The organism is Bacillus sp. 41-22 (assembly GCF_025809295.1).
Classification (GTDB): domain Bacteria; phylum Bacillota; class Bacilli; order Bacillales; family Bacillaceae_G; genus Bacillus_A; species Bacillus_A mycoides.
Map to the genome: position 1 here is coordinate 427241 of NZ_CP084035.1, position 26841 is coordinate 454081.

The following is a 26841-nucleotide window of genomic DNA, read 5'->3' on the forward strand; positions in this document are numbered from 1 at the left end:
GACAATAGAACTTAAAGGAAATTCATGTAAAATTCAGATGAACTTCACGCGAACTTCATATTAGAAACTAAATATAATTATAATAGGTTATTGTAATATGAATTGTGATTTTTCATAAAATTAAAAGTTTGAATTTAGGATAGAGCACTCAAACCTAAATTCAAACTTTAGTGAAATAATTAATGGAGGTTACGTTTAGTTTTCGTTAATGGATGCATTTACAAGTTCGGCGGGATTGCCTGTTCCTGCCCCTCCGATTGTAACTGATCCACCAGGAGGAATTTCACCATTCCATCCTGCATTCGTAATTACGTAATGATTATTTATTTTACTACTAATTTTAGAATCCCAAACTTGTGTTAAATTGCCGTTATAATCAAATTCTAATTTCCAGTTTTTAATAGGGGTCGTTCCGCTATTTTTAATTATAATTGAGAAGTTGTAACCACTTCCCCAATTTGAAGTGACTGAAAAGGTAGCATTGCCATTTCCACCAGGAGGTGTTGTGTTAGCATCATCTGTTTTTATAAGAATAGAAGTAGGTTGTGATTTGTTACCAGCAGCATCTTTTGCTAATACTGAAAATGTGTATTCTGTATTAGGTTTCAAGTTTTTAATTGTAATGCTATTTGTTGTTGTACTCCATTTCTCTTCTCCGGCAGTAATTTCATATTCAGTAACGCCTACGTTATCAGTAGATGCAGTCCAGTTTAATTGAACTGAGTTTGAATTTTTATTTGTAACAGCAATATTTTTTACGTTTGTTGGTGGTTCAGTATCTTTTTGAGTAATAGGTCCACCAAGTAATTCTTTTACTAGCGTATCAAGTAATTTTGGTCCACTACAACTATATTTTGGACTTGTACGGCAATCCCCGCTTAGTTCCCAAAACATTGCGCCACTTAAACCCTTTGTCTTTATATAGTCTGTTTTATATTTCATAGATTCATTGTCATCATAGCTAATAAAGGTTCCTGTAGTCGTATTATATAAATAAGGTACTTTCGCTACATCGTTCCATCCGCGAACAAAACCATTTTTATTCACATAATTAGATGCTAAATCACCATAATCGTACACACCTGTGTCACCGGTAGAATAATCATCCCAAGTACCTTTAGAAGCGAGCTTTCCGTCACTACCTGGTTTACAAGGTTGGTATTGCCCATTATTTTCTTTTCCGCAACTTTTCCATCCACGTCCGTAAAAAGGTACACCTAATACGAGTTTATCCGCTGGAACCCCTTCATTTGTATAAATGTCTATCGCACCATCTACGTAAAATTTCGTATCCGCTGCGGGGTCATTTGGATCTTTGTATAGTGCAGCATTATGGTTAGAAGTAGCTTCCCATCCACCGTGGAAATCGTATGTCATAATATTAATCCAATCCAGTATTTGAGAAATCTTCTTTAGCTCTGTATGATCCGCATAACGTTGGCTTGCACCTGACGCGATTGTTAGTAAATATTGTTTACCATCTTCTGCACCAGCTTTCGTTAATGCATTTCGAACATCTTGAAGCAGAAGGGTGAAGTTTTGTTTATCTTCAGGACGATAACTACCACCAGGAATCGTTTCAACACCCGGGTATTCCCAGTCTAAATCAACGCCGTCAAATCCATATTCGCGAAGAAAAGCTACTGTAGATTCAGCGAACACTTTTCTTGTTTTTTCATCAGCGGCCATATCAGAAAAGCGGTTAGACCAAGTCCAGCCACCAACTGAAATAATTGTTTTTAAGTGAGGATACTTAGCTTTTAATCGTTTCAGTTCTCCGAAATTTCCACAGCGGGCATATTTATCACAATCTTCCCAAGTTGTACCCGATCCCGGATAAGATTTTGTGACATCAGCCCATGGTTCACCGAGTACGAGAGTGCCATTAGGGACCTCTTTATTTTGCAGTGGTACACCAGATTCTTTACAGTTCCACGTTTGTTTATTTGGATTATCGGGGTGAGTAGAAGGGTTTCCATGTTTTCCATTCCAGCAAATATCAGCGAAAGCATAGTTTAAATGAGTTAGCTTTGATGCATCAATGTCTGCAACTTGATAATTACGTCCGTAAACGCCCCATGAAGGAAAATACCCAACAATTTTTTGACCTTGCTTTGGTGAATCTGCTAATGCGAAATTTGGAGTAATAAAGTTTGTGAGAAAAAGAGGTAAGAAAAGTAGTAGGGATAGTAATAGCAGCGTGAATTTTTTTGATCTCATAGTCATTTCTCCTTTCAAAATAAAAGATATATTTAAAGGCATGCGCCAATAAACCAAAGTGAATCTAGACGTATGAAACGTCTAGATAAAAATGATCAGACATCACGAAGTCTATACAAGGGAGCTGGGGGTGATTAAATCGTAGCAAATGCAAGATTTGGTGTAAACGCTTTATTGGATTCACAAAGATTTTCTCAATATTAAATGGCTCTAATACAGACTACACATGAAAATAAAATATTGATTAGGGAGGAAAAGGCTCCTTGTAATTAAATTTGAGAAAAAATTGTATAAAGTCAATTTGTAATAGCGTAGCAAGATGAGAAAATATCATGTAAAATAATAGTAAAAATATGTAAAGGAGCGAATGGTGTGGATGTCTTTTTGAACATTGCTGAAGAAAAAATTCGACAAGCAATACGGAATGGTGATCTCGATCATATTCCGGGGAAAGGAAAACCACTACAATTAGAAGACCTTTCAATGGTACCTCCAGAACTTAGAATGAGTTATAAAATCTTGAAAAATGCAGGTATGATTCCACCAGAAATGGAACTACAAAAAGATATATTAAAAATAGAAGACTTAATTGCGTGCTGTTATGATGAAGTAGAGAGAAAAGAATTACAAGAAGAGTTAACAGCAAAAACGCTGCGTTTTCAGCAGGTAATGGAAAAGAGAAAGATTAAAGATAGTTCAGCTTTTCGTATGTATCAGGGTAAAGTATTTCGTAAATTACGCTAAGAGGGATAAGATGAATACATTTGAAACGATAGAAGAATTAGCGACATATATTGAAGGACAACAATTAGTACTGCTGTTTATTAAAACGGAAAATTGTGGTGTTTGTGATGTTATGTTAAGAAAAGTAAATTGCGTATTAGAGAATTATGATTACGTAGAGAAAGTAGAAATATTACTACAAGACATGCAAGAGATTGCGGGGCGATATGCAGTATTTACAGGGCCAACAGTTTTATTATTTTATAATGGAAAAGAGATCCTTCGTGAATCGCGCTTCATTTCACTTGAAAATTTAGAGAGAACCATTCAATTATTCGAAGATTAAGGGAGGCTTTTATATGGAATTTATTATTGTCATACTATTATTTGTTGTAGTTGGAACGATCGTAACAGCAGTTCGATCAAACAAAAAGAAGGTAAATCTTACAAAACAAAATAACATTCATAATTCATCCAACAGCTCATCACCATTATTTTTCTTTGCTGGATCGGATAATGATAGCTCGCACGATGGCGGTTCACATGATTGCGGAGGTTCTTTTGGTGGAGATAGTGGAGGTAGCTGCGGTGGTGGAGGCGGTGGTGATTGATGAGAATACGCCTTATAGGGGGCGTATTTCTTTTTAAACAAACGTTTGATTAGTTGGCTTACATATGCATAAAAACAGTTAAACAAACGTTTGATTAAATATTTTTAACATGCTAGGGGAAATGAAAAGGGAACCGTATTTCTTACTAAATGAGGATTTAAATTTGGAATAATACATATGATTCGAATGTGGTTTGAAAGTACGTTTTCTTAAATAAGGAGTATAGCCTCTTGCGATAGAGGTTTTTTATTTGTTATTATTAGACTGAACGGTCGGTTTAAAGAGGTGTGAATATGAGAAGAAGCGCAGAAGAGATAAAGAAAGAAATTGCCTATAAAGCAGAAAGTCTGTTTTCACAGAAGGGCTATGCAGCTACATCTATGGAAGAGATTTGTGAAATTACAGAGAGAAGTAAAGGAAGCATTTATTATCACTTTAAAAGTAAAGAAGAATTATTTTTATTTGTAGTGAAACAGCATACGTATGATTGGCTTGAAAAATGGAATGAAAAAGAGAAGTTGTATAGTACTAGTACTGAAAAACTATATGGTCTCGCGGAATATTATGTAGAGGACATACAGCAACCCATTTCAAATGCAATAGAGGAATTCTCTATGAGCCAAGTTGTAAGTAAAGAAATTCTGGATGAACTGTTAGCTTTAACTAGAGAATCATATGTTATGGTTGAGAAATTAATTGAAGCAGGTATACAGTCTGGAGAGTTTCAAGAAGATGATACGCGTGATCTTATGTATATTGTGAATGGATTATTATCGGGGCTTGGAGTACTTTACTACGAGTTAGATTATAAAGAGCTGAAACGTATTTATAAAAAGGCAATAGATGTATTGTTAAAAGGAATGGCAGCTGAATAATAGGTCAGTTGCTTTTCTTACAAAATAAATTAGACCGAACGGTCGGTTTATGAAAGGGGAATGAAAATGAACGCTTTATTTAAAAACCGAGCATTTATGCTCGTTATGGCATCTGATATTTTACAACAATTTGCAATTTGGATCAGAAATATGGCTCTTTTGTATTTCATAATGGAGCGAACGAATAATGATCCAGTTTCAGTTTCTTTATTATCGGTTATGGAATATGCACCTATTTTTATTTTCTCGTTTATCGGTGGGGCGCTAGCTGATCGCTGGAATCCGAAAAGAACGATGGTTGCTGGAGATGTATTAAGTGTACTGTCTATTGTAGGAATTGTCTTGTTGTTAAAGCTGGATTATTGGCAGGCTATATTTTTTGCAACACTCATTTCCGCGATTGTAGGTCAGTTTTCTCAGCCATCATCTTCGCGTATATTTAAACGCTATGTAAAAGAAGAACAGGTAGCAAATGCGATTGCATTTAATCAAACATTACAGTCGCTATTTATGATTTTTGGACCAGTGGTAGGATCGCTTGTGTACACACAACTTGGTTTATTTACGTCACTATATAGCTTAATTATTTTATTTTTGTTATCTGCTATCGCTCTTTCATTTTTACCAAAATGGGTGGAACAAGAGCAAGTGGCGAGAGGTTCATTAAAAAATGATATAAAAGAAGGTTGGAAATACGTTCTTCATACGAAAAATTTACGTATGATTACGATCACTTTCACCATTATGGGCTTAGCTGTTGGACTAACGAATCCATTAGAAGTGTTTCTTGTAATAGAACGGCTTGGAATGGAAAAAGAAGCCGTTCAATATTTAGCCGCAGCTGATGGAATCGGTATGTTAATTGGTGGTATTGTTGCTGCAGTTTTCGCTTCAAAAGTGAATCCGAAAAAGATGTTTGTATTCGGTATGAGCATATTAGCGATGTCATTTTTAGTAGAAGGGTTATCTACATCATTTTGGATTACTAGTTTCATGAGATTTGGAACAGGTATTTGTTTAGCCTGTGTCAATATCGTTGTCGGTACGCTTATGATTCAACTTGTACCAGAAAATATGATTGGCAGAGTAAATGGAACGATTTTACCACTGTTCATGGGGGCAATGTTAATTGGAACTTCACTAGCTGGAGGATTGAAGGAGATGACCTCACTAGTTACTGTATTTTGTATAGCAATGGCACTTATTTTATTTGCGATAGGTCCGGTTTTACGTATGCAAATAAAGAAAGAAGATATTGTGAATCGAGAGGAAATGACGAATTGATTAGTTTCGAAATAGCTATTGTAAGGGAGCAGAATTGCTCCCTTTTCTTGTGGCAATCTTTTGACAATGACATGCCCCAACTATATACTGATGATGTAAAAACGATTTTACAGGTTAGGAAACGGTGTGAAAAATCAAATCTATGAATTGCGCACTGCAAATAATATTTCACAAGGTGTATTAGCGGATAAGTGTAACGTATCAAGACAGACGATAAATGCAATTGAGAATAATAAATATGATCCAAGCTTAGCACTAGCATTCCGGTTAGCAGAAGTATTAGGAACAACTGTCGATAAACTATTTTTGTACAAGCTTTAGAGTTTTTAATTGTAGGGCGTTATCGTTAAAAATATAAGAGAAAGATCCCCTTCTTGTGTGAAGGGGATCTTTCTCTTATATTGTTTTAGTTTTCGGATTAGGTGGTGTAACGGACGTATCATTTTCAGGTACTCTAGTTAATAAGAATCCACCGATAATAAATAGGACAATAATACTAAGGACACCAGCGTTTGTTTTTCCTGTTAATTGTGTTGTGACACCTACTAATACCGGACCCATAATTGCTGCGAATTTACCAAAGATATTATAAAATCCGAAGAATTCATTTGCAGATTCTTTCGGTACTAGTTTTGCGAAATAAGAACGGCTAAGTGCTTGAATCCCGCCCTGAGAAGTAGCAACTAACATTGCTAAAATCCAGAAATCAAACGTCGTTTTTAAGAAATAAGCATATGTGCAAATAATGATATAAATGATAATGCCGACATATAGCATTTTTTTACCGGTAAATGTTTCCGATAGTTTTCCATATAATAAAGCAAATGGACAAGCGACAATTTGTGTTACAAATAAGATGATTAATAGATTGGTTGCACTAATACCGAGATCTGTTCCGTAAGCAGTAGACATAGTGATAATTGTATCTACCCCATCAATGTAGAAAAAGTAAGCTATTAGGAACATAAATACAGTTTTATATTCTTTAATATTTTTAAACGTATTAGCAAGGCGCTTGAAGCTCATTGCAATTGGTCTTGGATGACGTTCAATATAGTGTGTTTGCTCTACATTTTTTAGCATTGGTATCGTAAATAGTCCCCACCAAAGAGCTGTTATTGCAAAGGAAATTTGACTAGCAATTCCGACTGATAAGGGGATAGTTCCTTTTTGAGCAAGAATAATAAGAGCAATACAACCGATAAAAGGAATTGTGCTCCCAATGTAACCTAATGCAAAACCTCGCGTAGAAATTCGGTCCATTCTATCTCCAGAGGTAACATCTACTAGAAATGCATCATAAAAAATATTTGCTCCAGCAAAGCCAACTAATGCGAGCATATAGCATCCTAGTAATAAGTACCACTGAGATGTTGGAACAATTGCTAGCATACTTGTAAATACGATACCGAGTCCAAAGAAGAATGTGAAAAATCGTTTTTTAAATCCCTTATAATCAGCAACTGTGCCGAGAATAGGAGCGAGTATAGAAATTAAAAGTGTAGCGACCGAGTTTGCATATCCCCAATAGGCTGTTGAAGTTGCGCCAGATAGTCCAGCTTCTTTTGCAGCTGCTTTAAAGTAAATTGGAAATAATGCAGTTGTAATGACGAGCGAATATACCGAGTTCGCCCAATCGTACAATATCCAGCTTTTTTCTTGTCTGGACATTTTTTTCATATAATGTTCCCCCTTAAATTTCTTCTACTAACAGTGTACAAAAATAAAAATTATAAAAAGAGAAACAGTGATGATTTTTACATAACTTTTACATATATACACAGTTCTTTACAATTGAAGTAAATCCTCTACAATTGCGCCGTCTGTTTCACCTAAGTGCAAACCGAGTAACCTAGCGATAGTCGGACCTTCATCAATCAGTCTCATATACGGAATTGTAACGCCGCTTTGAATGCCTTTCCCAGCAGCCATAAAAATTGTTTCATAGTTAGGTTTTGTTGGGGAATATCCATGTGTTCCAAATGTATATTTCTTACTAGAATTAACATCTTCTTTATTAATTTCTTTTATGAAATCACCTGTATAATTTTCAATGAAGTAATAACCTTCCATGGCCTCTAGCATAAATAAGCAATTACCATCAGCGCCACGTTCTTTTGCATCTTCATCGTGCAGAATAAATTCAATTCCATTTTGTTTATCCTGAAGAAGCTCTTCAAGAAGAAGTTGAATCTCTTTAATCGTTTCAGTATCATTTTTATCCTTTACATGTACGTAGGCAGATCCATCACAGCTTTGGCAATAAGCTTTCCAATCGTGTATTTTTCCACGTTTATTTACGGATATAAGCCCTTTTTGACAGAATAGGACATTTAATTGGATTGCTTTGTTTTCACTTAAAGCGCTATGGTCACCAAGTGCAATAATTGTACTTTCTTCGTATATACCACTTTCTTTTAATGTATGGATAATTTTTCCGAGGCGTTCGTCGTGTCTGTGGATTGCAGCTACTGTTTCCTCAGACTCGAAGCCATGGTAATGTCTTTGAGTATCTAAATCAGTAAAATGTACAAACATAACATTAGGCTTTTTCGTCTGAATTGTATGTACGGCAGAAGCAAGGACGAAATTATCAAGCTCAGGCTGTGACAATCCATTTCGTATATGGCCGAAACGACGATTTAAATCTAATTGATATAGCGGGCTACCGCTAAATAATGAAACTAAAATTTGATTTTGCCACGGTCTATTTGGAAAAATTTCTGGTAAATTGTAATCGATATTTGCTCTTCCAGTAACAGGCCATAGAAGGGCTGCTGTCGTTAAATTTGCTTTGCGTGCTTCATCATATAAAGTTGTCCCGTTAATGGACTTTCGGTACCAATGCCAATCTGGTGACTCACGTCCTGGTTGAAGTAATGTATTGCTGACAACGCCATGCTTATTAGGATAATTACCGGTTACGATTGTTGAGTGGCTTGGATATGTTACAGAAGGATAAATTGGCTCCACTTTTTTCGCAATTGCGCCCCTTTTTATTAAAGTTTGGAAATTAGGTAGTTTTTGTAATATAGGAAAATCTAAAGCTGATAAGCAGTCAAAAGATAAAATAATGACGCGATTTGTTAATGCTTTATCCATAAAGTTTCCCTCCTGATTATATAAAACCTATTCTTATATATTACTATTAATACCTGGTAATAAAAATATATTTTTGAATAAAATTTTGTTATTTATTTTCAGAAAAATTAAACATATAATAAGTATAAGGGAATGAATGGAAGGAGGGAATACTATGGATTGGCTAGATGGATTTGGTATCTTTTACATCATTGGTGGAGTCACCGTTCTCCTTGTATTTTTTATGTCATATTTACTAAAGAAACGTTTTCCAGACAAACAGTTTGATATTATATTTGCACTTAGTTTAGTACTTCTTTGTTTAGCTTTCTTTCCTGTAACAATGATCGCTATTGGTGGTTGGGAAGGAATGGGATACGGATTTATTTGTTTCTTCGTTTTAATTGGTACACTAATTGGTATGGTTGCTCATCAACTTGTAAAAATAGTTCGGAAAAGTTACGTATAAAACAGTGATAATTGAAAATAATGTATAAAAATAAGAAAATTGGCTCTTGTTTTGAAATAAAATTTATATTATGATATTCAACAAATTTATTTTGTTATAACGATGAAAAAGGAATAGTACATGTCTTACCTTTTTGCAGAGAGAGAATCCTTTTGGCTGGAAGATTCTTAAAGAGGCGATATGGAACCTACCTTTGAGTTCTGCATATGCAGCGGGAAATTCCCGTTATCAAAAAGAGAGCATACTCAATTTTTTTGTGTATGAATCAGGGTGGTAACGCCGACAAAGCTCGGTCCCTATTTGGGGACGCGGGCTTTTTCTATTTTCTAAAGGAGGAAGAATAACTATGGTAAAAGAACAAGTACAAGCCATTACGAAAATGGAAGAAGACTTTGCTCAGTGGTATACCGATATTGTAAAAAAAGCGGAGCTTGTTGATTATTCAAGTGTGAAAGGTTGTATGATTTTACGTCCATACGGTTATGCATTATGGGAAAATATGCAGAAAGTGATGGATGAAAAATTAAAAGAATCTGGTCATGAAAATGTGTACATGCCAATGTTTATTCCAGAGAGTTTATTACAAAAAGAGAAAGATCATGTTGAAGGATTTGCTCCTGAAGTAGCATGGGTTACTCATGGCGGAGATGAGAAATTGGCGGAAAGACTTTGTATACGTCCTACATCTGAAACTCTATTCTGTGAGCATTTTTCAAAAATTGTTCAATCATATAATGATTTACCAAAGTTATATAACCAGTGGTGTTCAGTAGTTCGTTGGGAGAAGACGACGAGACCATTCCTTCGTACAACTGAATTTTTATGGCAAGAAGGTCATACGATTCATGAAACGGCAGAAGAATCTCAAATTGAAACATTAAATATTTTAAATCTATATGCTGCTTTTTGTGAAGAGTATTTAGCGATTCCGGTTATTAAAGGGCAAAAAACAGAAAAAGAAAAGTTTGCAGGAGCGAAGGCAACTTATACGATTGAAAGTTTAATGCATGATGGAAAAGCACTTCAAACAGGAACATCTCATAACTTTGGAACGAATTTCTCTGAAGCATTTGATATTAAGTTTTTAGACCGTAACGGTAAATGGCAATACGTACATCAAACATCTTGGGGTGTATCAACAAGAATGATAGGTGGACTTATTATGGTTCATAGCGATAATAACGGACTTGTAATGCCGCCAAAAGTCGCTCCAGTACAAGTTGTTATCGTTCCTATTGCTCAGCACAAAGAAGGTGTGTTAGAAAAAGCAACAGAGTTGCAAGGACGTATTCAGAAGGTTGCACGTGTAAAAATAGATGCTAGCAATAAAACACCTGGCTGGAAATTTAATGAGTATGAAATGAAGGGTGTTCCAATTAGATTAGAAGTTGGTCCAAAGGATATTGAAAAGAATCAAGTTGTACTTGTAAGGCGAGATACGAAAGAAAAAGAGTTTATATCAATGGATCAATTAGAAGAACGCATTCCAGTACTACTTGAGGAAATTCACAATTCTTTATTTAGCAAAGCAAAAGTATTTCGCGATGAGAATACGTATAGTGTGACGAATTTCGAAGAGATGAAAAAAGCGGCTGATGAAAAGCAAGGATTTATTAAAGCGATGTGGTGTGGAGAACTAGCTTGTGAAGAAAAATTAAAAGAAGAAGTTGGAGTATCTTCACGTTGTATTCCGTTCGAACAAGAAAGTTTAGCTGACGAATGTATTTGCTGTAGTAAAAAAGCGAAGCAGATGGTGTATTGGGGAAAAGCGTATTAATGCTCTTTCTACTAGATGGCAAAAAGGACTTTGATTGCATAATAAAATGCAATCAAAGTCCTTTTTAGTTTTATCCCGCTATTTGCCAGGCAGTAAAACTCCCACTTCAAAATTCGGCTGGAGCAAAGAAGTTAGGTGGGAGCCCTGCTGCCCGTAAAAGCCCGATTGGTGAAGGTTAATAATCAGTGGGGGATGAACAAAATCCCCACTGATTAAAGTTTCACTTTATAATCTGTTTCATGTATTTTTAGATGGAAGGATGATTTTTTTATTTTGCGTTTTTACGACGAATAAATAGTAACACACCAATTAGGAATGTCGAAAGACCAATTAAAATAGATGCAGGATAATGCGTTGCAGTATTAGGCAATTTATTGCCTTGTTTTGTTGCATTATCTTTTGCGTTACCGCTTTGAGAGCCGCTATCGCCTTTAACACGGTTGCCTCCCTGAGAGCCATTGCCACCTTGAGAACTGCTGTCGCCTTTAACACGGTTGCCTCCCTGAGAGCCATTGCCACCTTGAGAACTGCTGTCGCCTTTAACACGGTTGCCTCCCTGAGAGCCACTGCCACCAGAACCACTGCCACCAGAACCACTGCCACCAGAACCGTTGCCGCCAGAACCACTGCCACCAGAACCACTGCCACCAGAACCACTGCCACCAGAGCCATTGCCACCAGAACCACTGCCACCAGAACCGTTGCCACCAGAACCACTGCCACCAGAGCCATTGCCACCAGAACCACTGCCACCAGAGCCATTGCCACCAGAACCGTTGCCACCAGAACCACTGCCACCAGAACCGTTGCCACCAGAACCATTGCCACCAGAACCATTGCCGTCAGAACCGTTGCCACCAGAACCGTTGCCACCAGAACCATTGCCACCAGAACCGTTGCCACCAGAACCATTGCCGTCAGAACCGTTGCCACCAGAACCGTTACCACCAGAGCCACTACCACCAGAGCCATTGCCGTCAGAACCGTTACCACCAGAACCACTGCCACCAGAGCCACTGCCGTCAGAACCGTTGCCACCAGAACCACTGCCACCAGAACCACTGCCACCAGAACCGTTGCCACCAGAACCGTTGCCACCAGAACCATTGCCGTCAGAACCGTTGCCACCAGAACCACTGCCACCAGAGCCATTGCCACCAGAACCACTGCCACCAGAACCGTTGCCACCAGAACCACTGCCACCAGAGCCATTGCCACCAGAACCACTGCCACCAGAGCCATTGCCACCAGAACCGTTGCCACCAGAACCACTGCCACCAGAACCGTTGCCACCAGAACCATTGCCGTCAGAACCACTATCGTCCTGAGAACCATTGTTTCCTGGAGGTTTATTATTATCTTTTGAATTACCTTCTGCTAAATTATCGTTATTTTGTACAATAGCGTTTGTTATTGGATTGAAGTTTTCAGTTGCAGCATTACCAATATTTAAGCCGCTAAAAAAGGATAAAGAAAGTGTTGATGCTAAAATGAAGATTTTTGTCATTGTTTTCCTCCTGAAGAAAAAATTATTGTTCCATCTAAAATACACCCCTTTGTAATATTTCATAGGAAAAAGAGTTTTATGCAAAAAAACTATATATAGAAAAAGGGAGGGCACTGAACAAGTCCACTTCATAAGAAAAAGGAGGTGTATTTCTAAAGGGAGAAAAGAGTTAATGTGAATATAGTAGAGTGATGGAGAATTTACACTCATAATAGTAGAGGAAGTGGTAACGGATGAAAGAGTATATTGCATTTGATATTGGTGGTACGCAAATTAAATATGGAATTGTTTCAGAAATAGGGGTAGTACTAATACATAAAAAGGTCCCAACAGAAATTCACTTGGGCGGGGAACAAATTGTTCAAAAGCTTATATATTTATCAAAAAAGTTAATGACTGAACATACTATTTCCGGAATTGGTATTAGTACAGCGGGAATTGTTGATATTGATAAAGGAGTTATAACGGGAGGTGTGGATCATATTCCGCGTTATGCTAATATTTCTATTGTTGAGAGACTACAAGAAGTATTAAAAGTTCCTGTATCTATTGAAAATGATGTTAATTGTGCGGCCTTAGGCGAGAAATGGAAAGGTACAGGGAGGGGAGAAAGCGATTTTATTATGCTTACGCTTGGAACGGGCATTGGTGGAGCAATTGTTATAAATGGGGAGTTATACCGTGGACATTCGTTTGGCGCTGGGGAATGGGGGAGCATGTTAATAGAAGGGAATACTTTTGAGGAGGTTGCCTCAATTTCGGGATTAATTCATCTCGTACGAAGATATAAAGGTGAAAAGGAGTGGGATGGTAAAACAATTTTCGAATTATATGATAAGGGTGATAGCAGTGTTATTCAAGCCGTGAAGATTTTCTTTAAACATTTGGCGATTGGAATTAGTAACCTTGCTTATATTTTTAATCCGAAAATGATTATTATTGGTGGGGGAATTACTGAAAGAGGAGATGATTTTTTAAATGAAGTGAAGGAAGAGATAGGAACATACTTAAATCAAGATATTTATAGTAATTGTGAGATTAAACTTGCGCAAAGCGGCAATTGTGCAGGAATGATTGGTTCTATTTACCACTTATTACATCAGTATAAATAAATATAGTATCTGTTTTCATATAATTGAGAATTTATCCTTTTTCTCATTAGATAAATAATGCTACAATATAAGAGGAGAATACAATGTTTTCCGATTTGGAAAATGCTTTGTAGAAAGGAAGAAACTTCATGCCTATTATTTTAGAAAAAGGACAAAAGATTGATTTAACAAAAGGACAACCGAGAGTAGCGAAACTGCAGGTTGGCTTAGGCTGGGATCCAATTGGGCAATCAGGTGGGTTTCTGTCTTCTTTATTTGGAAGTAAACCAAGTGTAGATTGTGATGCATCTGTTGTTATGTTAGAAGGGGATCGTTTTTTAAACAAAAATGATCTAGTTTACTTCGGCAACAAACTTTCTACTTGTGGTAGTATCATTCATTCAGGAGATAATTTAACAGGTGAAGGCGCTGGTGACGACGAAACAATTTTCGTAGAATTACATAAAGTTCCGAGCCGTATTAATCGTTTAGTATTCGTTGTAAATATTTATGACTGTGTAAATCGTCGTCAAGATTTTGGGATGATTCGCAATGCATATATTCGTATTCAAAACCCACAAACAGGTGAAGAATTAGCACGTTATAACTTGTCAGATAATTACGCTGGCAAAATGACTTTAATTGCAGGGGAAATGTATCGAGACGGAAACGAATGGAAGTTTTCAGCAGTTGGAGAAGGAACACAAGATAAAAACTTAAGTGAGATTGTATCACGTTACCAATAAGATAAACCAAGGAGGAATTGTATATGGCATCAATTTCATTGAAAAAAGGACAAAAGGTAGACTTAACAAAAACAAATCCAGGTCTTTCGAAAGTTCTTGTAGGACTTGGTTGGGATACGAATCGTTATGACGGACAGAGCGATTTCGATTTAGATGTTAGTATCTTCTTAGTAGGTGCTAACGGTAAAGTTTCAGGAGCAGAGGATTTCGTTTTCTATAATAATCCAAAAGGTGCGAATGGTGCTGTAGAGCATTTAGGAGATAACCGTACAGGTGCAGGTGAAGGCGACGATGAAACAATTAAAATAGACTTAAAAAATGTTCCTGCACATATCGAGCGTATTTGCTTCACAATCACAATTTATGATGGAGAAGGCCGTAGCCAAAACTTCGGACAAGTTTCTAACTCTTTCGTACGCATTATGGATGAAGAAAAGAATGCAGAATTAATTCGTTACGATTTAGGAGAAGATTTCTCTATTGAAACTGCAGTAGTAGTAAGTGAATTATACCGTCACGCAGGTGAATGGAAATTCAATGCAATCGGAAGTGGATTCCAAGGTGGATTAGGTTCTCTATGTAATAACTTTGGTTTAGATGTAGAGTAATAGATTTATATATCCATCGGTGAAACGCGTATTTACTGATGGATATATTTTTTGAAATTAAAATATAGAGGTGAAAATATATGGTTATTCAATTGCAAAAAGGACAGAAAATAGATTTAGCTAAAACAAGCCCAGGTTTATCAAGAGCAGTAATTGGTCTTGGATGGGATATTAAATCTTATGATGGTGGATCTGATTTCGATTTAGACGCATCTGCCTTTTTATTAGATGCGAACGGGAAATGTACGAAGGAAACTGATTTTATTTTCTATAATAATTTACAGTCTCCTTGTGAATCAGTTTTACATACAGGAGATAACCGTACAGGTGCAGGTGACGGTGATGATGAGCAACTTGTTGTCGATTTGAAAAAGGTTCCAGCAGATGTTCATAAAATTGCTATTACAGTTACAATTTATGATGGAGAAGGCCGTAATCAAAACTTTGGACAGGTTGCAAATGCATTCGTGCGTTTAGCAAATGAAGAAACAAACGAAGAAGTTCTTCGTTTTGATTTAGGGGAAGATTTCTCCATTGAAACAGCAGTTGTCTTTTGTGAATTATATCGTCATAATGGACAGTGGAAGTTTAGTGCAGTAGGAAGTGGATTCCAAGGTGGATTAGGTGCGCTTGTAAGAGCGTATGGCTTGGATGCATAAGAAGGGAAACGGTATTCGTTTCCTTTTTTTGACCTTTCTATAAATCTAGCAAAGAATAGGGGATAAAGGTAAGATGAGTATTTTGCAAGGAATCCTTGATACGTATGCTCAGTTTTTCGACTTGGACATGTGGATTAAAGTGTTACAAGATCCAGTATCTTGGGGGTTAATAGGTACACTTGTTGTACTTGAAGGGTTATTATCTGCTGACAATGCACTTGTGTTAGCGGTAATGGTAAAACATCTTCCAGAAGAAAAACGAAAAAAAGCATTATTCTATGGACTTATTGGAGCTTATGTATTCCGTTTTATTGCAATTGGAATCGGAATGTTCTTAATTAAATTATGGTGGGTAAAAGTGTTAGGTGCACTTTACTTAGCTTGGCTTTCAGTTAAATACTTCATTGATAAAAGAAAAGGTAATGCAGAAGAAGAGGAAGCTCATGGTATGAACCAAAATGGTATTCTCTTCAGAATGTTCGGTGTCTTCTGGGGGACAGTTGCGATGGTTGAATTAATGGATATCGCATTCTCTGTAGATAGTGTACTTGCTGCATTTGGTGTATCGAATGAAGTTTGGATTTTACTATTAGGTGGAATGCTCGGTATTTTAATGATGCGCGGTATTGCTGGCGTATTCTTAAAATTGTTAGAGCGTATTCCAGAACTTGAAACGACAGCATATATTTTAATCTTAATTATTGCAGCAAAAATGCTACTGTCTGTCATTCATATTGAAGTAAGTCATACGCTGTTCTTTATTATTTTAGTTATAGCGTTTGGAGCAACATTTATACTTCACTACATGAAGAATTCTGGACAAGCTAAAGAAGAAGTTGCAGCTACTAAAAATGAACATAAATAATTGAAATGGGTTTGCTCGTTATGCGAGCGCCCATTTTTTATAACTAAAAATAGTTTATAATAGAAGAGAGACTTTATAAAAAACGTAAATGTTTTTGGAGGTGAACTGTTGTGTTTTCACGTTTTACACTTCAACCATGTGCATTAAAAGATGAATCAGATTTAAAGCAATTTGAAGCGCATTTAGAAAAACGCCCACAATATGAACTGACAGAGAATGAGATGAAATTTAGTTATATAGCAAGTCGCATTCTTGGTGTTCCGAATGATGTAGATGAATATTTCAATGAACTATTTGATTATAATGAAGCAAAAGGGATCGAGGTTTTGCATGAACAAAATTTAAATAAGGTGATTGATCCCGAAAAACTGCGCCATATTCAAGAAGTTTTTGCATTACATCAAGAAGCGCCGAATGGACTTACAGTAAATAGGCTTGTAGCACATTTGTCTGGAAAACAACTATTACCGCAAGTAGACAATCCTGATTTACAGCATTATATACATACGACGTTTATTTCTGTATTGAAATTGTATGAGAAACAACATAATCAATCTTTAAAAACAGAAGGATTCCGGCGTTTCTTAATCGATATGATTAAATTAAGTGAAAATTACGTAGCGAAGTGGTTCTCTACGATTAATTATAAGAAACAAATGCCGCGTATCGTTTGGTACGGTGATGCGACGGAGAGTCGTATATATTTCTTATACTTTCTTATTATGCTCGGCTGCGATGTGCTTTATTATCACCCAGAAGGAAAAGATGGATTTGAGAGTGTAGATGAGGAAGGAAAGACCTTTGTCGTATCTCATTCAGGCCGTATTTCATTGGAACCATTTCCTGATCGGCGTCGTGAACGCGTCGCAACGGTAGCTTATCAAGCTTCAAAAGAAATCGAGCAAGTACTTCACCACGATAATTCATTATTATACAAACCGTGGCAATTCCGTTCGTATACACCTGTAGCCCGTACGCTCAAAACGACGTACGATGAACTCTTTTTAATTACGAAAGAAAAGGCATTTGTACGTCCAACATTCTTTGTTGAAAATAAGCATATTTATATTCCTTCTTTATTTGCAAAAATATCAGGTGTTTCAAAGAATGATAAAGAATATTTTCAGCGATTAAAGGCTGTTACATCATTTGATAACAGTTTCTTGATTAATACATTCCCGTTTACGAAAGAACAAAAAGCGAATTTCCAATATCATTATCGAGATGCATTGGACCGCGCAGGGAAGTTACATCCGGATTTAATTATGAACAGCCATTGGTGGCCACATAAGCGATTACCAGAAGGATTACAACATGGTATTGCAGAAGCAATCATCCATACGTGTGAAAGTGAAATGTGTAAACCAATTGCGAAAGAGACGAAACAAGATGTAGCACTGTATGTTTTCGCACAACTCTCTCAAATACCACCGAACATTTTAGAGCAGCTTGAGAAATTTGATTATTCGCAAGAAGTACCGAAAATTGTTATATTTAATAATGAGAAGAGCGGAGAATTAAGTCGTTCTGATGCTGTGTTATTACTATTTTTAAATCAAATTGGAGTAGATGTATTCCACTTTAATCCAACGGGGAGAAACGATATTGAACCGTATATTGAATCAGGAGCATTTGATTCACATTGGCTTGAAGAAGTTAATTTCGATCTTGAATTTCATGGTTCATCAGCCTATAAAAATTTATCACAAACAATAAAAGGACTATTTCGTCCATTTTTATAAGGAAAGGGAGACTACCATATGAATAACCCAGTCGTACTAGATTCGAAAACAGAATTGAATGAGCAAACCGCACAAGATGTTCGCTTGCAACTTAGACAAGATGCAGAAGTGCAACGTATTTATAACGCAGTAGACATTAAAGATCAATTAGAATTAATTGAACTCGGAAAAGAACCTTCTATGGAAATTTCACGTTTCGCTGATCAAATTTTACATACAATGTCTTTATCGAAAGTAGAAGACTCTGGTGAATTATTAAAACAGCTTGGTAAAATTATGGATAGATTTGATAGTAAAGACTTTGCGGAAGAGAAAAGTGGTTTCTTCTCACGTATGTTCAAAAAAGCAGATAAAATGATTGAACAAATCTTTAGTAAGTATCAGACGATGGGTCGCGAAATGGATAAAGTATACGTAGAAATTACGAAGTATCAAGATGAAATGAAAAAATCAATTGGTACGTTAGATGGTTTATATGAGCAAAACTTAAAGTATTATTTAGACTTAGAAAAATACGTAGTAGCAGGGGAAATGTTATTAGAGCGTTTAAATACAGAGTTAGTTCCGATGTACGAAGAGCGCATACGTAATAATGATCAGTTAGCGGGTATTGAATTAGAATCGCTTAAAAACTCTGTTGAAATTTTAGAACAACGTATTGATGATTTAGAAAAAGCACGTATGGTTGCTCTATTAACAGCACCACAAATTCGTATGATTCAACGCGGTAACAATAAATTAATCGGTAAAATCAATACAGCATTTATTACAACGATTCCTATCTTTAAAAATGGTATCATTCAAGCGGTAAATGCGAAACGTCAAAAGCTTGTTGCGGACTCTATGGCTGAACTTGATCGCCGTACAAATGAATTACTTAAGAAAAATGCACAAAATATCGCAACTCAAAGTGTGGAAGTAGCGAGATTATCAGGTTCTTCTAGTATTAAGATGGAAACACTTGAGGAAACTTGGAACATTATTTCAAGAGGTATGCAAGAAACACAACAAATTGAAGAGCAAAATAAACGTGAGCGTGAAGAAAGCCGCAAGCGCATGGCTACATTAACAGAGAACATCAAAAAAGAATTACAAGGATAAAGTGAAACTTTAATCAGTGGGGGGTGTTCATCTCTCGCTGATTATTAGCCCACACCAATCGGGCGTTTACGGATAGCAGGGCTCCCACCTAACTTTTTTGCTCCAGCCGAATTTTGAGGTGGGAGTTTTACTGCACGGCAAATAGCGGAATAAAATAAAAGGCAATGAGGAACAGTCCTCATTGCCTTTTATTTTTTCTTAAATAATTTAATGATTTCATTTACAACAAGCGGAATGATACTTAATAAGAGAACAAATCCCCAATCTCGCATTGTTAATGCATGCACACCAAATATATTGGCAAGAGGTGGGATGGAGATAATACACACTTGCATAAGAACACCGATTAGAAGTGAGAAGACTAAATATTTATTTGTAAATATCCCAATTGAAAAAATTGATTTCGTTCTTGAACGTAAGTTAAATGAATGAACGAGTTGAGAGAAACTAAGAACGACAAATGCCATCGTTTGAGCGTGTAATAGCGCGTCTTCATCAATTTGGTCTGGGAAGAGAGGAAATAAATTTGTATCTCCTGTATAGAGCTTTGCCCCAACGATAAAGGCTGTTAAAGTAAGAAGTCCAATTACAACCCCATTGAAAATAAGAAAAGGAACGCTACCGCTAAATAAGCTTTCTTTCGCATGCCGTGGTTTTTCCTTCATCACATCTGGATCTTCAGGATCAACACCGAGTGATAATGCAGGCAGTGTATCTGTGATTAAATTTACCCACAAAATGTGAATCGGGCGTAGTGGTGTTGCCCAGCCGAGTAAAATAGCTAAAAAGAGAGCTATAATTTCGCCGAAATTACAAGAAAGTAGGAAGAGAATAGACTTTTTAATATTACGATAAATATTTCTTCCTTCTTCAACAGCTTTCACAATAGATGAGAAGTTATCATCTGTTAAAACTACATCTGCTGCGCCTTTTGCGACATCTGTTCCTGTAATTCCCATTGCTACTCCAACATCTGCTTGCTTTAAAGAAGGAGCATCATTTACACCGTCACCAGTCATGGAAACGATATTTCCTTCAGCACGTAATGCTTTTACAATCTTCACTTTATGTTCTGGAGAGACCCTAGCGAATACATTTAAGTGATTAATTTTACTTGCTAGTTCTGTATCTGAAATGGTATCTAATTCAGTTCCAATCATAATTTCAGATTTTTCTTCAGCAATACCAAGTTCTTTGGCAATTGCAAAGGCGGTATCCTTATGATCACCAGTAATCATAACTGTGCGAATACCAGCTTTTTGACATTCTGTAATTGAATCTTTTACTTCTGTGCGTGGTGGATCAATCATACCGACAAGACCGATAAAGATAAGATTTTCTTCGAGGTGATTTATATTCACATCGTTTGAATCGTATCTTTTATATGCGAATGAAAGTACTCTTAAGGCTTCTTGTGACATTGACCCGGCAGCTTCTAATATTTGATTTTTATCAGAATCTGTTAAGATCTCAATTTTATTATTTATAAAGATATGGGTACAGTGAGGTAAAAGTTTATCAATTGCACCTTTCGTCATGCTATAGTAGCTTTCATCGTACGTATGTACAGTTGACATCATTTTACGATCAGACTCGAAAGGTAATTCGTTAACACGTTCATGTTTATTTTCTAAATGATCTTTTTGAATGTTAAAAGAGCTTCCGGCAACAAGAAGGGCAATTTCTGTAGGATCCCCTGTTTGTGAGTCGGTACTGTAAGAGGCATCGTTGCATAAAACCATATTTTCTAATAATAGACGGTGTACATCATTATTTATATTCAAATTTTCTAGCTGGTCGTATGTGCGATCACTATAAAAGTGAGTAACGGTCATTTTATTTTGAGTTAATGTACCTGTTTTATCTGAACAAATAATTGTGACAGAACCGAGAGCTTCAACAGCTGGTAGTTTACGAATGATAACGTTTTGTTTAATCATACGCTGAACACCAATTGCAAGAACGATGGAAACAATAGCTGGTAAGCCTTCTGGAATGGCTGCAACAGCTAAACTAATTGCAGTCATAAACATTTCCAAAGTATCTCGTCCTTGTAAAAAACCGATGAGAAACATAATAGCGCAAATAGCTACAGCGACAAAACCTAAATATTTTCCTACTTGTGCTAAGCTTTTTTGAAGTGGTGTCATATCATCGTCTGCTTCATGTAAAAGGGTAGCAATCTTGCCAATTTGTGAGTTCATCCCAGTTTCAACAGCAACACCAGCGCCACGTCCATACGTTACTAACGTCGACATAAATGCCATGTTTTTTTGATCGCCTAATGGTACTTGCTCATCACTTTGCATGGAAGGGTGGTAGACTGCATCTTTATCGACAGGGACGGATTCACCAGTTAGAGCAGATTCTTCAACTTTTAAATTTGCAGTTTCGATAAGGCGTAAATCGCAGGGGATATACCGCCCAGCATCAAGCATAACGATATCACCTGGAACGACGTGCTCAGATGGAATTTCTTTTAGTTCACCATCTCGCTTTACGATAGCTTTAGGTGTTGCCATCTTTTTCAATGATTCTAAAGCCTGTTCTGCTTTCGATTCTTGGATTACACCGATAACGGCATTTAAAACTACAACGAGCGCGATAATACTTGCATCAGCCCATTCACCTACAAAGGCGGAAATAAGGGCAGCGATAATAAGGACATATACGAGGACGTCATTAATTTGGGCGAAAACGCGTTGCCATAAAGTACGTTTTTGTTTGGTAGCTAATTCATTATAACCATATTGCTTTAAACGTTCATTTACGATTTCATCTGTTAAACCGTGTTGTTCATTTGTTTCTAGGTCGATTAATGTTTGATTTTTCGTCTTACTGTACCAATTGCTCATAAGTAAGCACCCCCAGTAAAAACAGTTAGCAATGGTAGTGTGGCAATTTTTTTAGAGTAGTATGTATGGAGAAAAAATCTAAGGTGAGATTCTACTTTCATTGTACAGTATTTTAGAATGTGATGAGGAAAAGAGAAGAGTTGTCATGAATTTGTTGAAATTAAAAGAGCCTCGCATACGTGAGGCTCTTTGTTATTTTTTAATTAATGTACCTAGTTCCTCAGTAATAGCTTGCATTTCACTAATACTGAATGTTTCACGTTTCATAACATGCTCATAAATGTCACGTAAGTCCTCGTACATTTCTTCGTTAAAACTAGCAGCTCTCATTGCTCCAGCATTAACCATGCGTAATTTTTCTTTAATAGCTTCTACCATATATTCAACGTTTGCTTCTGATTTCACGGATAAATCCACCGAAGTGTCCCCCTTTAAAATAACATAAGGTTATCTTAACATTTTTTTATCATTTTCGTTAATGAAACTTTTCAATCCTATTAAATTAGTAGGGATTTCCTTTATAATTAATAATTGGTTGCTTATACTATAGATATATATTAAGAAATGCACCAAGAAGGGAAGAAACAAAAATATGGTCCGAGTATTGTTTGTTTGTCTTGGGAACATTTGTCGTTCTCCAATGGCAGAAGCAATTTTTCGAGATTTTGTCGTAAAAGAGGGACTCGAAGAGAAAATTGTCATTGATTCTGCAGGAACTGGAGATTGGCATATTGGTCATCCACCACATAAAGGAACACAAAAAATTTTAAAAGAAAATGAAGTCTCTTTTGAAGGAATTAAAGCACGGCAAGTAGAAAAAGAAGACTTAACAAAGTTTGATTATATTATTGCCATGGACAACAAGAATATAGCGGATTTAAAAAGTTTTGGTAAAACTGGAGGCTATATTGGTAGGCTGTCCGATTTTGTTCCAGACGGTGGCTGGACAGACGTTCCTGACCCTTACTTTACAGGGAACTTCCAAGAAGTGTATGACCTTGTAACAGAAGGGTGTGTAAAGCTATTAGCTTTCATTCGAAATGAACAAGGAATATGAGGAAGCTTAGAAAGTAATACTTTCTAATATAAGAAATGAAAGGGTGAAGGAATATGGCAAAGAAAAATAATATTGCTCGAAACATTGCGATTGGTGTAGCTGCAGGTGTAGCTGTATCTATGTTAAAGAAAGAAAACCGTGAAAAAGTAAAAAATACGGCAGAAAAAGCAAAAACAAAGATGATTGAGATTGGTGAAAATGCGAAGATAAAAGAAAAAGTGCAAACTGTTACAGATAAAGGACGCGAACTTGCTGATTTCAATGTAGTGAAAGCGAAAGTAGCAGAAATTAAAAAATTGACGCCGTCTGTTGTAGAAACGTTAAAAGAAACGAAAGAAATGTTTAGTAAGAAAAAGATTGTGCCAGTAGAAAAGCCGGAAACGATTGAAATTCAAGCTGTATCTCCAAAGGTAGATGAGCTTAAAGCAGAAGAAGAGCCAGTGGTAGCTGAAGATGGTGGTATGAAAGAAGCGCGTGAATTATTTATGAAGGACTCAAATGCAGAGGAAAAAAAAACTGAAGCATACATTGAGCTAAAGCAAAATAAAGAAGAGAAGAAAAGCGTCTAAAAAATATGAGAAAATTTCTAGAAAAAGCAAAAAGAAATCGCACTTTTTCGTTTGGGAAAGATTTATATGACCGGACGATGCGCGATGATGTAGCGGGCTTAGCAGCACAGCTCGCTTATTTCTTCTTGCTTGCGATTTTCCCTGGGCTTGTTTTCTTAATTACGCTTCTTGGCTTTATTCCCATTCAAACAGAGGATGTGCTTAGTTTATTAGAGGTTTATGTACCAGATGATGCGATGAACTTAATTGAGGTAAATGTAGATAAAGTTGTAAATCAGCAAAATGGTGGTTTATTATCATTTGGTCTATTATCGATGTTATGGTTTGCCTCAAATGGTGTTAATGCGGTTATGAATGCTTTTAACCGCGCTTATGATGTAACAGAAACACGCTCCTTTATTAAAACAAGAGCTTTATCTATCGTGTTCACGTTAGCAATAATTTTTATGATCGTGTTTGCACTAATCGTCCCAGTATTTGGACAAGTGATTGGGGCAGCCGTGTTTAAAGCAATTGGTTTATCGGATAGTTTTTCTTATGTTTGGAGCATTACACGTTTAGTAGCAAGTTTCTTCGTTTTAATCGCTTTGTTTAGCTTTTTATATACATTTGCGCCTGATCGTAAGTTAAAGAGAAGAGAAGTTGTTTCAGGGGCGTTATTTGCTACTATAGGATGGATTGTGGTATCGTACTCATTTGCCTATTATGTAGATAAATTTGCAAATTACGCTAATACATATGGTGGTCTCGGTGGTATTATTATTTTAATGTTATGGTTTTACTTAACTGGATGGGTAATTTTACTTGGCGGTGAAATTAATGGTTTACTCCATCATTATAGAACGGGTGACAATAATTCCCGTAATGAAAAATGAGCTCTTGTTCCATAATAAAAGGGAACAGGGGGGATATTTCATGAGTAATAATAAAAAGAACCACAATAATAAAAATAACAAACAAAAGAGCAGTTCGCATCCAAAGCATAAAACGAGCAGCAGTGCGAACGGTCACAATAGCTACCATTAAAAAAAGCGGGTCCTTTATGAGGGACCCGTTTTAATTATTTCCTTTTAATAATCGTAAGCCATTCAAAATTACAAGAATGGTACTTCCTTCATGTCCAATAACACCGAAGGGAAGCGCTAAAAACTGTAAAAAATTTGAACAAATCAGCATTGCAATGACAGCTAAAGAGAAGATAACGTTTTGCTTCACAATACGGTTCATTCGTTTTGATAAACGGATTGCTTGAGAGAGACGAGATAATTCGTTTTTCATAAGAACAACGTCTGCAGTCTCTAATGCCACGTCTGTTCCTTCACCCATTGCAACACCAATACTAGCAGTAGCGAGGGCAGGTGCATCGTTTATACCATCTCCAACCATGGCGACTATGCCGTACTTTTCTTTTAACTGCTTTATCGTTTCAACTTTTGTTTCCGGTAAACATGATGAGTAATATTCTTTTATATTACTTTCATTGGCAATTGCTTTTGCTGTTTCTTCATTATCACCAGTAATCATGATTGCTTCGACACCAATGCTTTGCAAATCACGAATAGCCGCTATCGTTTCTTGGCGAAGGGTATCTTTTAAAGCAATCAGTCCAAGAATACCATCCTCATCACTAATATAAACGACAGTTTTCCCCTCTTTTTCAAGTGAAGCAGAAATGCCATTATGAAATGTTTTTATTTCTTCTCCGATAAAATCAGCTTTACCAATTTTATAAGCTTTGTTTTCTAATATTCCTTTTAATCCAAAACCAGTTACATCTTCAACGTTTTCTGGTTTTTTTATCGTAATGTCGTAAGCATGTTTTGCATATTTAACAATCGCTTCTGCTAAAGGGTGTGTAGAGTGACTTTCAATCGCTGCTGTAATAGAAAGTACTTCACTTTCTGCTATGCCTTCTCGAACATATACATCTGTTACAGTAGGTTTTCCTTGTGTTAATGTTCCCGTTTTATCAAAGGCAATCGCCTTTACTGAAGCTAGACGTTCTAAATGAATACCACCTTTAAAGAGAATACCGTTTCTCGCTCCGTTTGAAATTGCTGATAAAGTTGCTGGTGTAATAGCTGCAACTAGAGCACAAGGAGAAGCGACTACAAGTAAGATCATAGCGCGATAAAACGTTTCATTCCAACTCCAATCAAGTAAGAAATGAGGAACGAACATCATAAGCGCAACAACGAGCAGCACACCTTTTACGTATGTTCCTTCAAATTTTTCGATGAATAGTTGTGATGGTGATTTTTCGCTTTGTGCACTTTGAACGAGACGAATAATCTTTTGGAATAATGTTTGATCGCTCGGCTTCGTAATTTTAACTTCGATAGCACCACGTAAATTTACAGTGCCGGCAAATACTTCATCGCCGAATTTTTTCTCATTCGGAATAGGTTCTCCTGTAATAGCTGCTTCATCAATATTTGTTTCACCATTATGAATTGTGCCATCAGCAGGAACACGCTCACCTGGCTTAATTAAAATAATATCGTTAATTTGTAATTGTCCAACTGGAATACGTTCCTCGGTTCCAGTTGAAATACGTAATGCTTCTTCCGGTTGTAGATTAAGAAGCGCTGAAATTTCTTTTTGGCTTTTACTTAATGTATAAGATTCCATTGCACCGCTTAATGCAAAGATGAAGATTAAAATAGCACCTTCTGCCCAGTAACCGATAACTGCGGCACCGATAGCTGCAAAAATCATGAGCATTTCAACATTTAGCTCTTTCTCTTCAATTGTGTCTTCAATACCTTCTTTCGCTTTTGCAAATCCTCCAATTACATAAGCAAGGATATAGAAAGTAATACCTGCACTTATTGCATCATTTTTTGTGAATAACCAACCAGCTAAAATAAAAATACCAGATGTGATTGCAAATATAAGTTCATAATGTTTCTTTAATGTATCCCATAAAGAGGGATGAGAAATATCTTTTTGTGCTTGTAATGTTTTTACTTCTGCGTTCATTAATACTCGCTCCTTCCGA

Annotated in this window: 25 protein-coding genes and 1 other annotated feature; of the genes, 18 read left to right on the forward strand and 7 right to left on the reverse strand. The window is 36.4% G+C overall.

The window, feature by feature from the left end:
- Positions 1 to 195: 195 nt before the first annotated feature.
- Complete coding sequence (locus tag LCF45_RS02210; RefSeq protein ID WP_078203785.1) at positions 196 to 2220, reverse strand: glycosyl hydrolase family 18 protein; 2025 nt, start codon at positions 2218 to 2220, stop codon at positions 196 to 198.
- 372 nt (positions 2221 to 2592) lie between these two features.
- Between LCF45_RS02210 and LCF45_RS02215 the strand changes: the two genes are divergently transcribed.
- The 6 genes from LCF45_RS02215 to LCF45_RS02245 all read left to right on the forward strand — a co-directional run bounded on the left by LCF45_RS02215 (position 2593) and on the right by LCF45_RS02245 (position 6034).
- Positions 2593 to 2964: a DnaJ family domain-containing protein gene (locus tag LCF45_RS02215; protein ID WP_002010200.1), complete on the forward strand. Its 372-nt coding sequence runs from the start codon at positions 2593 to 2595 to the stop codon at positions 2962 to 2964.
- Positions 2965 to 2974: 10 nt separating this feature from the next.
- Positions 2975 to 3289 carry a thioredoxin family protein gene (locus LCF45_RS02220; RefSeq protein WP_002063639.1) on the forward strand — a complete coding sequence of 105 codons (315 nt, stop codon included), beginning with the start codon at positions 2975 to 2977 and terminating at the stop codon, positions 3287 to 3289.
- 13 nt (positions 3290 to 3302) lie between these two features.
- Positions 3303 to 3554 carry a hypothetical protein gene (locus tag LCF45_RS02225; RefSeq protein ID WP_000394370.1) on the forward strand — a complete coding sequence of 84 codons (252 nt, stop codon included), beginning with the start codon at positions 3303 to 3305 and terminating at the stop codon, positions 3552 to 3554.
- Positions 3555 to 3847: 293 nt separating this feature from the next.
- Positions 3848 to 4429: a TetR/AcrR family transcriptional regulator gene (locus tag LCF45_RS02235; RefSeq protein WP_002124986.1), complete on the forward strand. Its 582-nt coding sequence runs from the start codon at positions 3848 to 3850 to the stop codon at positions 4427 to 4429.
- Between the two features lie 66 nt (positions 4430 to 4495).
- The gene (locus tag LCF45_RS02240; protein WP_002124988.1) at positions 4496 to 5713 is read left to right on the forward strand and encodes an MFS transporter; all 1218 of its coding nucleotides are present in this window, start codon (positions 4496 to 4498) and stop codon (positions 5711 to 5713) included.
- Positions 5714 to 5839: 126 nt separating this feature from the next.
- Positions 5840 to 6034: a helix-turn-helix transcriptional regulator gene (locus LCF45_RS02245; protein ID WP_059038048.1), complete on the forward strand. Its 195-nt coding sequence runs from the start codon at positions 5840 to 5842 to the stop codon at positions 6032 to 6034.
- Between the two features lie 75 nt (positions 6035 to 6109).
- On the opposite strand, the gene LCF45_RS02250 is transcribed toward LCF45_RS02245, so the two are convergent.
- Together LCF45_RS02250 and LCF45_RS02255 are read right to left on the reverse strand one after the other, a co-directional pair.
- The gene (locus LCF45_RS02250; protein WP_002169236.1) at positions 6110 to 7393 is read right to left on the reverse strand and encodes an MFS transporter; all 1284 of its coding nucleotides are present in this window, start codon (positions 7391 to 7393) and stop codon (positions 6110 to 6112) included.
- 108 nt (positions 7394 to 7501) lie between these two features.
- The gene (locus LCF45_RS02255) at positions 7502 to 8815 is read right to left on the reverse strand and encodes an alkaline phosphatase family protein (RefSeq protein ID WP_002124992.1); all 1314 of its coding nucleotides are present in this window, start codon (positions 8813 to 8815) and stop codon (positions 7502 to 7504) included.
- 154 nt (positions 8816 to 8969) lie between these two features.
- On the opposite strand from LCF45_RS02255, the gene LCF45_RS02260 reads away from it, so the two are divergent.
- Together LCF45_RS02260 and proS are read left to right on the forward strand one after the other, a co-directional pair.
- Entirely contained in the window at positions 8970 to 9263 is a 294-nt protein-coding gene (locus LCF45_RS02260) for a YesK-like family protein (protein ID WP_002124993.1), read from the forward strand.
- 93 nt (positions 9264 to 9356) lie between these two features.
- Positions 9357 to 9564: a binding site (T-box leader), on the forward strand.
- A 45-nt stretch (positions 9565 to 9609) separates the two neighbouring features.
- A complete protein-coding gene (gene proS / locus LCF45_RS02265; RefSeq protein ID WP_263894498.1) occupies positions 9610 to 11040 on the forward strand; it encodes a proline--tRNA ligase in 1431 nt (476 codons plus the stop codon).
- 268 nt (positions 11041 to 11308) lie between these two features.
- On the opposite strand, the gene LCF45_RS02270 is transcribed toward proS, so the two are convergent.
- Entirely contained in the window at positions 11309 to 12547 is a 1239-nt protein-coding gene (locus LCF45_RS02270) for a cell wall anchor protein (RefSeq protein WP_263894499.1), read from the reverse strand.
- Between the two features lie 233 nt (positions 12548 to 12780).
- Here LCF45_RS02270 and LCF45_RS02275 point away from each other — a divergent pair, with 233 nt between their 5' ends.
- The 7 genes from LCF45_RS02275 to LCF45_RS02305 all read left to right on the forward strand — a co-directional run bounded on the left by LCF45_RS02275 (position 12781) and on the right by LCF45_RS02305 (position 19359).
- Positions 12781 to 13659, forward strand: coding sequence for an ROK family protein (locus LCF45_RS02275; protein ID WP_002124997.1), 879 nt, complete (start codon positions 12781 to 12783; stop codon positions 13657 to 13659).
- A gap of 128 nt (positions 13660 to 13787) precedes the next feature.
- A complete protein-coding gene (locus tag LCF45_RS02280; RefSeq protein ID WP_002029589.1) occupies positions 13788 to 14384 on the forward strand; it encodes a TerD family protein in 597 nt (198 codons plus the stop codon).
- Positions 14385 to 14407: 23 nt separating this feature from the next.
- On the forward strand, positions 14408 to 14992 hold the full coding sequence (locus LCF45_RS02285; RefSeq protein ID WP_002124998.1) for a TerD family protein: 585 nt from the start codon (positions 14408 to 14410) through the stop codon (positions 14990 to 14992).
- A gap of 80 nt (positions 14993 to 15072) precedes the next feature.
- Positions 15073 to 15651: a TerD family protein gene (locus LCF45_RS02290; RefSeq protein ID WP_002010227.1), complete on the forward strand. Its 579-nt coding sequence runs from the start codon at positions 15073 to 15075 to the stop codon at positions 15649 to 15651.
- A gap of 73 nt (positions 15652 to 15724) precedes the next feature.
- Positions 15725 to 16516 carry a TerC family protein gene (locus LCF45_RS02295; RefSeq protein WP_059037950.1) on the forward strand — a complete coding sequence of 264 codons (792 nt, stop codon included), beginning with the start codon at positions 15725 to 15727 and terminating at the stop codon, positions 16514 to 16516.
- A gap of 110 nt (positions 16517 to 16626) precedes the next feature.
- Positions 16627 to 18258, forward strand: coding sequence for a YceG family protein (locus LCF45_RS02300; RefSeq protein WP_016121411.1), 1632 nt, complete (start codon positions 16627 to 16629; stop codon positions 18256 to 18258).
- An 18-nt stretch (positions 18259 to 18276) separates the two neighbouring features.
- Positions 18277 to 19359 (forward strand): toxic anion resistance protein, encoded by a 1083-nt coding sequence (locus LCF45_RS02305; RefSeq protein ID WP_002029585.1) that lies wholly within the window; start codon positions 18277 to 18279, stop codon positions 19357 to 19359.
- A gap of 188 nt (positions 19360 to 19547) precedes the next feature.
- Here LCF45_RS02305 and LCF45_RS02310 read toward each other — a convergent pair whose 3' ends face one another.
- Entirely contained in the window at positions 19548 to 22214 is a 2667-nt protein-coding gene (locus LCF45_RS02310; RefSeq protein WP_078203968.1) for a cation-translocating P-type ATPase, read from the reverse strand.
- Between the two features lie 192 nt (positions 22215 to 22406).
- Positions 22407 to 22631 (reverse strand): DUF1128 domain-containing protein, encoded by a 225-nt coding sequence (locus LCF45_RS02315; protein WP_002010236.1) that lies wholly within the window; start codon positions 22629 to 22631, stop codon positions 22407 to 22409.
- 175 nt (positions 22632 to 22806) lie between these two features.
- Here LCF45_RS02315 and LCF45_RS02320 point away from each other — a divergent pair, with 175 nt between their 5' ends.
- From LCF45_RS02320 to LCF45_RS02330, 3 genes are read left to right on the forward strand one after another with little or no spacing between them, the layout of a single operon-like run.
- Positions 22807 to 23271, forward strand: coding sequence for a low molecular weight protein-tyrosine-phosphatase (locus tag LCF45_RS02320; protein ID WP_002125006.1), 465 nt, complete (start codon positions 22807 to 22809; stop codon positions 23269 to 23271).
- A gap of 53 nt (positions 23272 to 23324) precedes the next feature.
- Positions 23325 to 23840, forward strand: a complete 516-nt coding sequence (locus LCF45_RS02325; RefSeq protein WP_002125007.1) for a DUF4075 domain-containing protein — start codon at positions 23325 to 23327, stop codon at positions 23838 to 23840.
- Between the two features lie 5 nt (positions 23841 to 23845).
- On the forward strand, positions 23846 to 24715 hold the full coding sequence (locus tag LCF45_RS02330) for a YihY/virulence factor BrkB family protein (protein WP_002125008.1): 870 nt from the start codon (positions 23846 to 23848) through the stop codon (positions 24713 to 24715).
- 181 nt (positions 24716 to 24896) lie between these two features.
- Here the strand turns inward: LCF45_RS02330 and LCF45_RS02335 are convergent, their stop codons facing one another.
- A complete protein-coding gene (locus LCF45_RS02335; protein ID WP_263894503.1) occupies positions 24897 to 26822 on the reverse strand; it encodes a heavy metal translocating P-type ATPase in 1926 nt (641 codons plus the stop codon).
- Between the last annotated feature and the right edge of the window lie 19 nt (positions 26823 to 26841).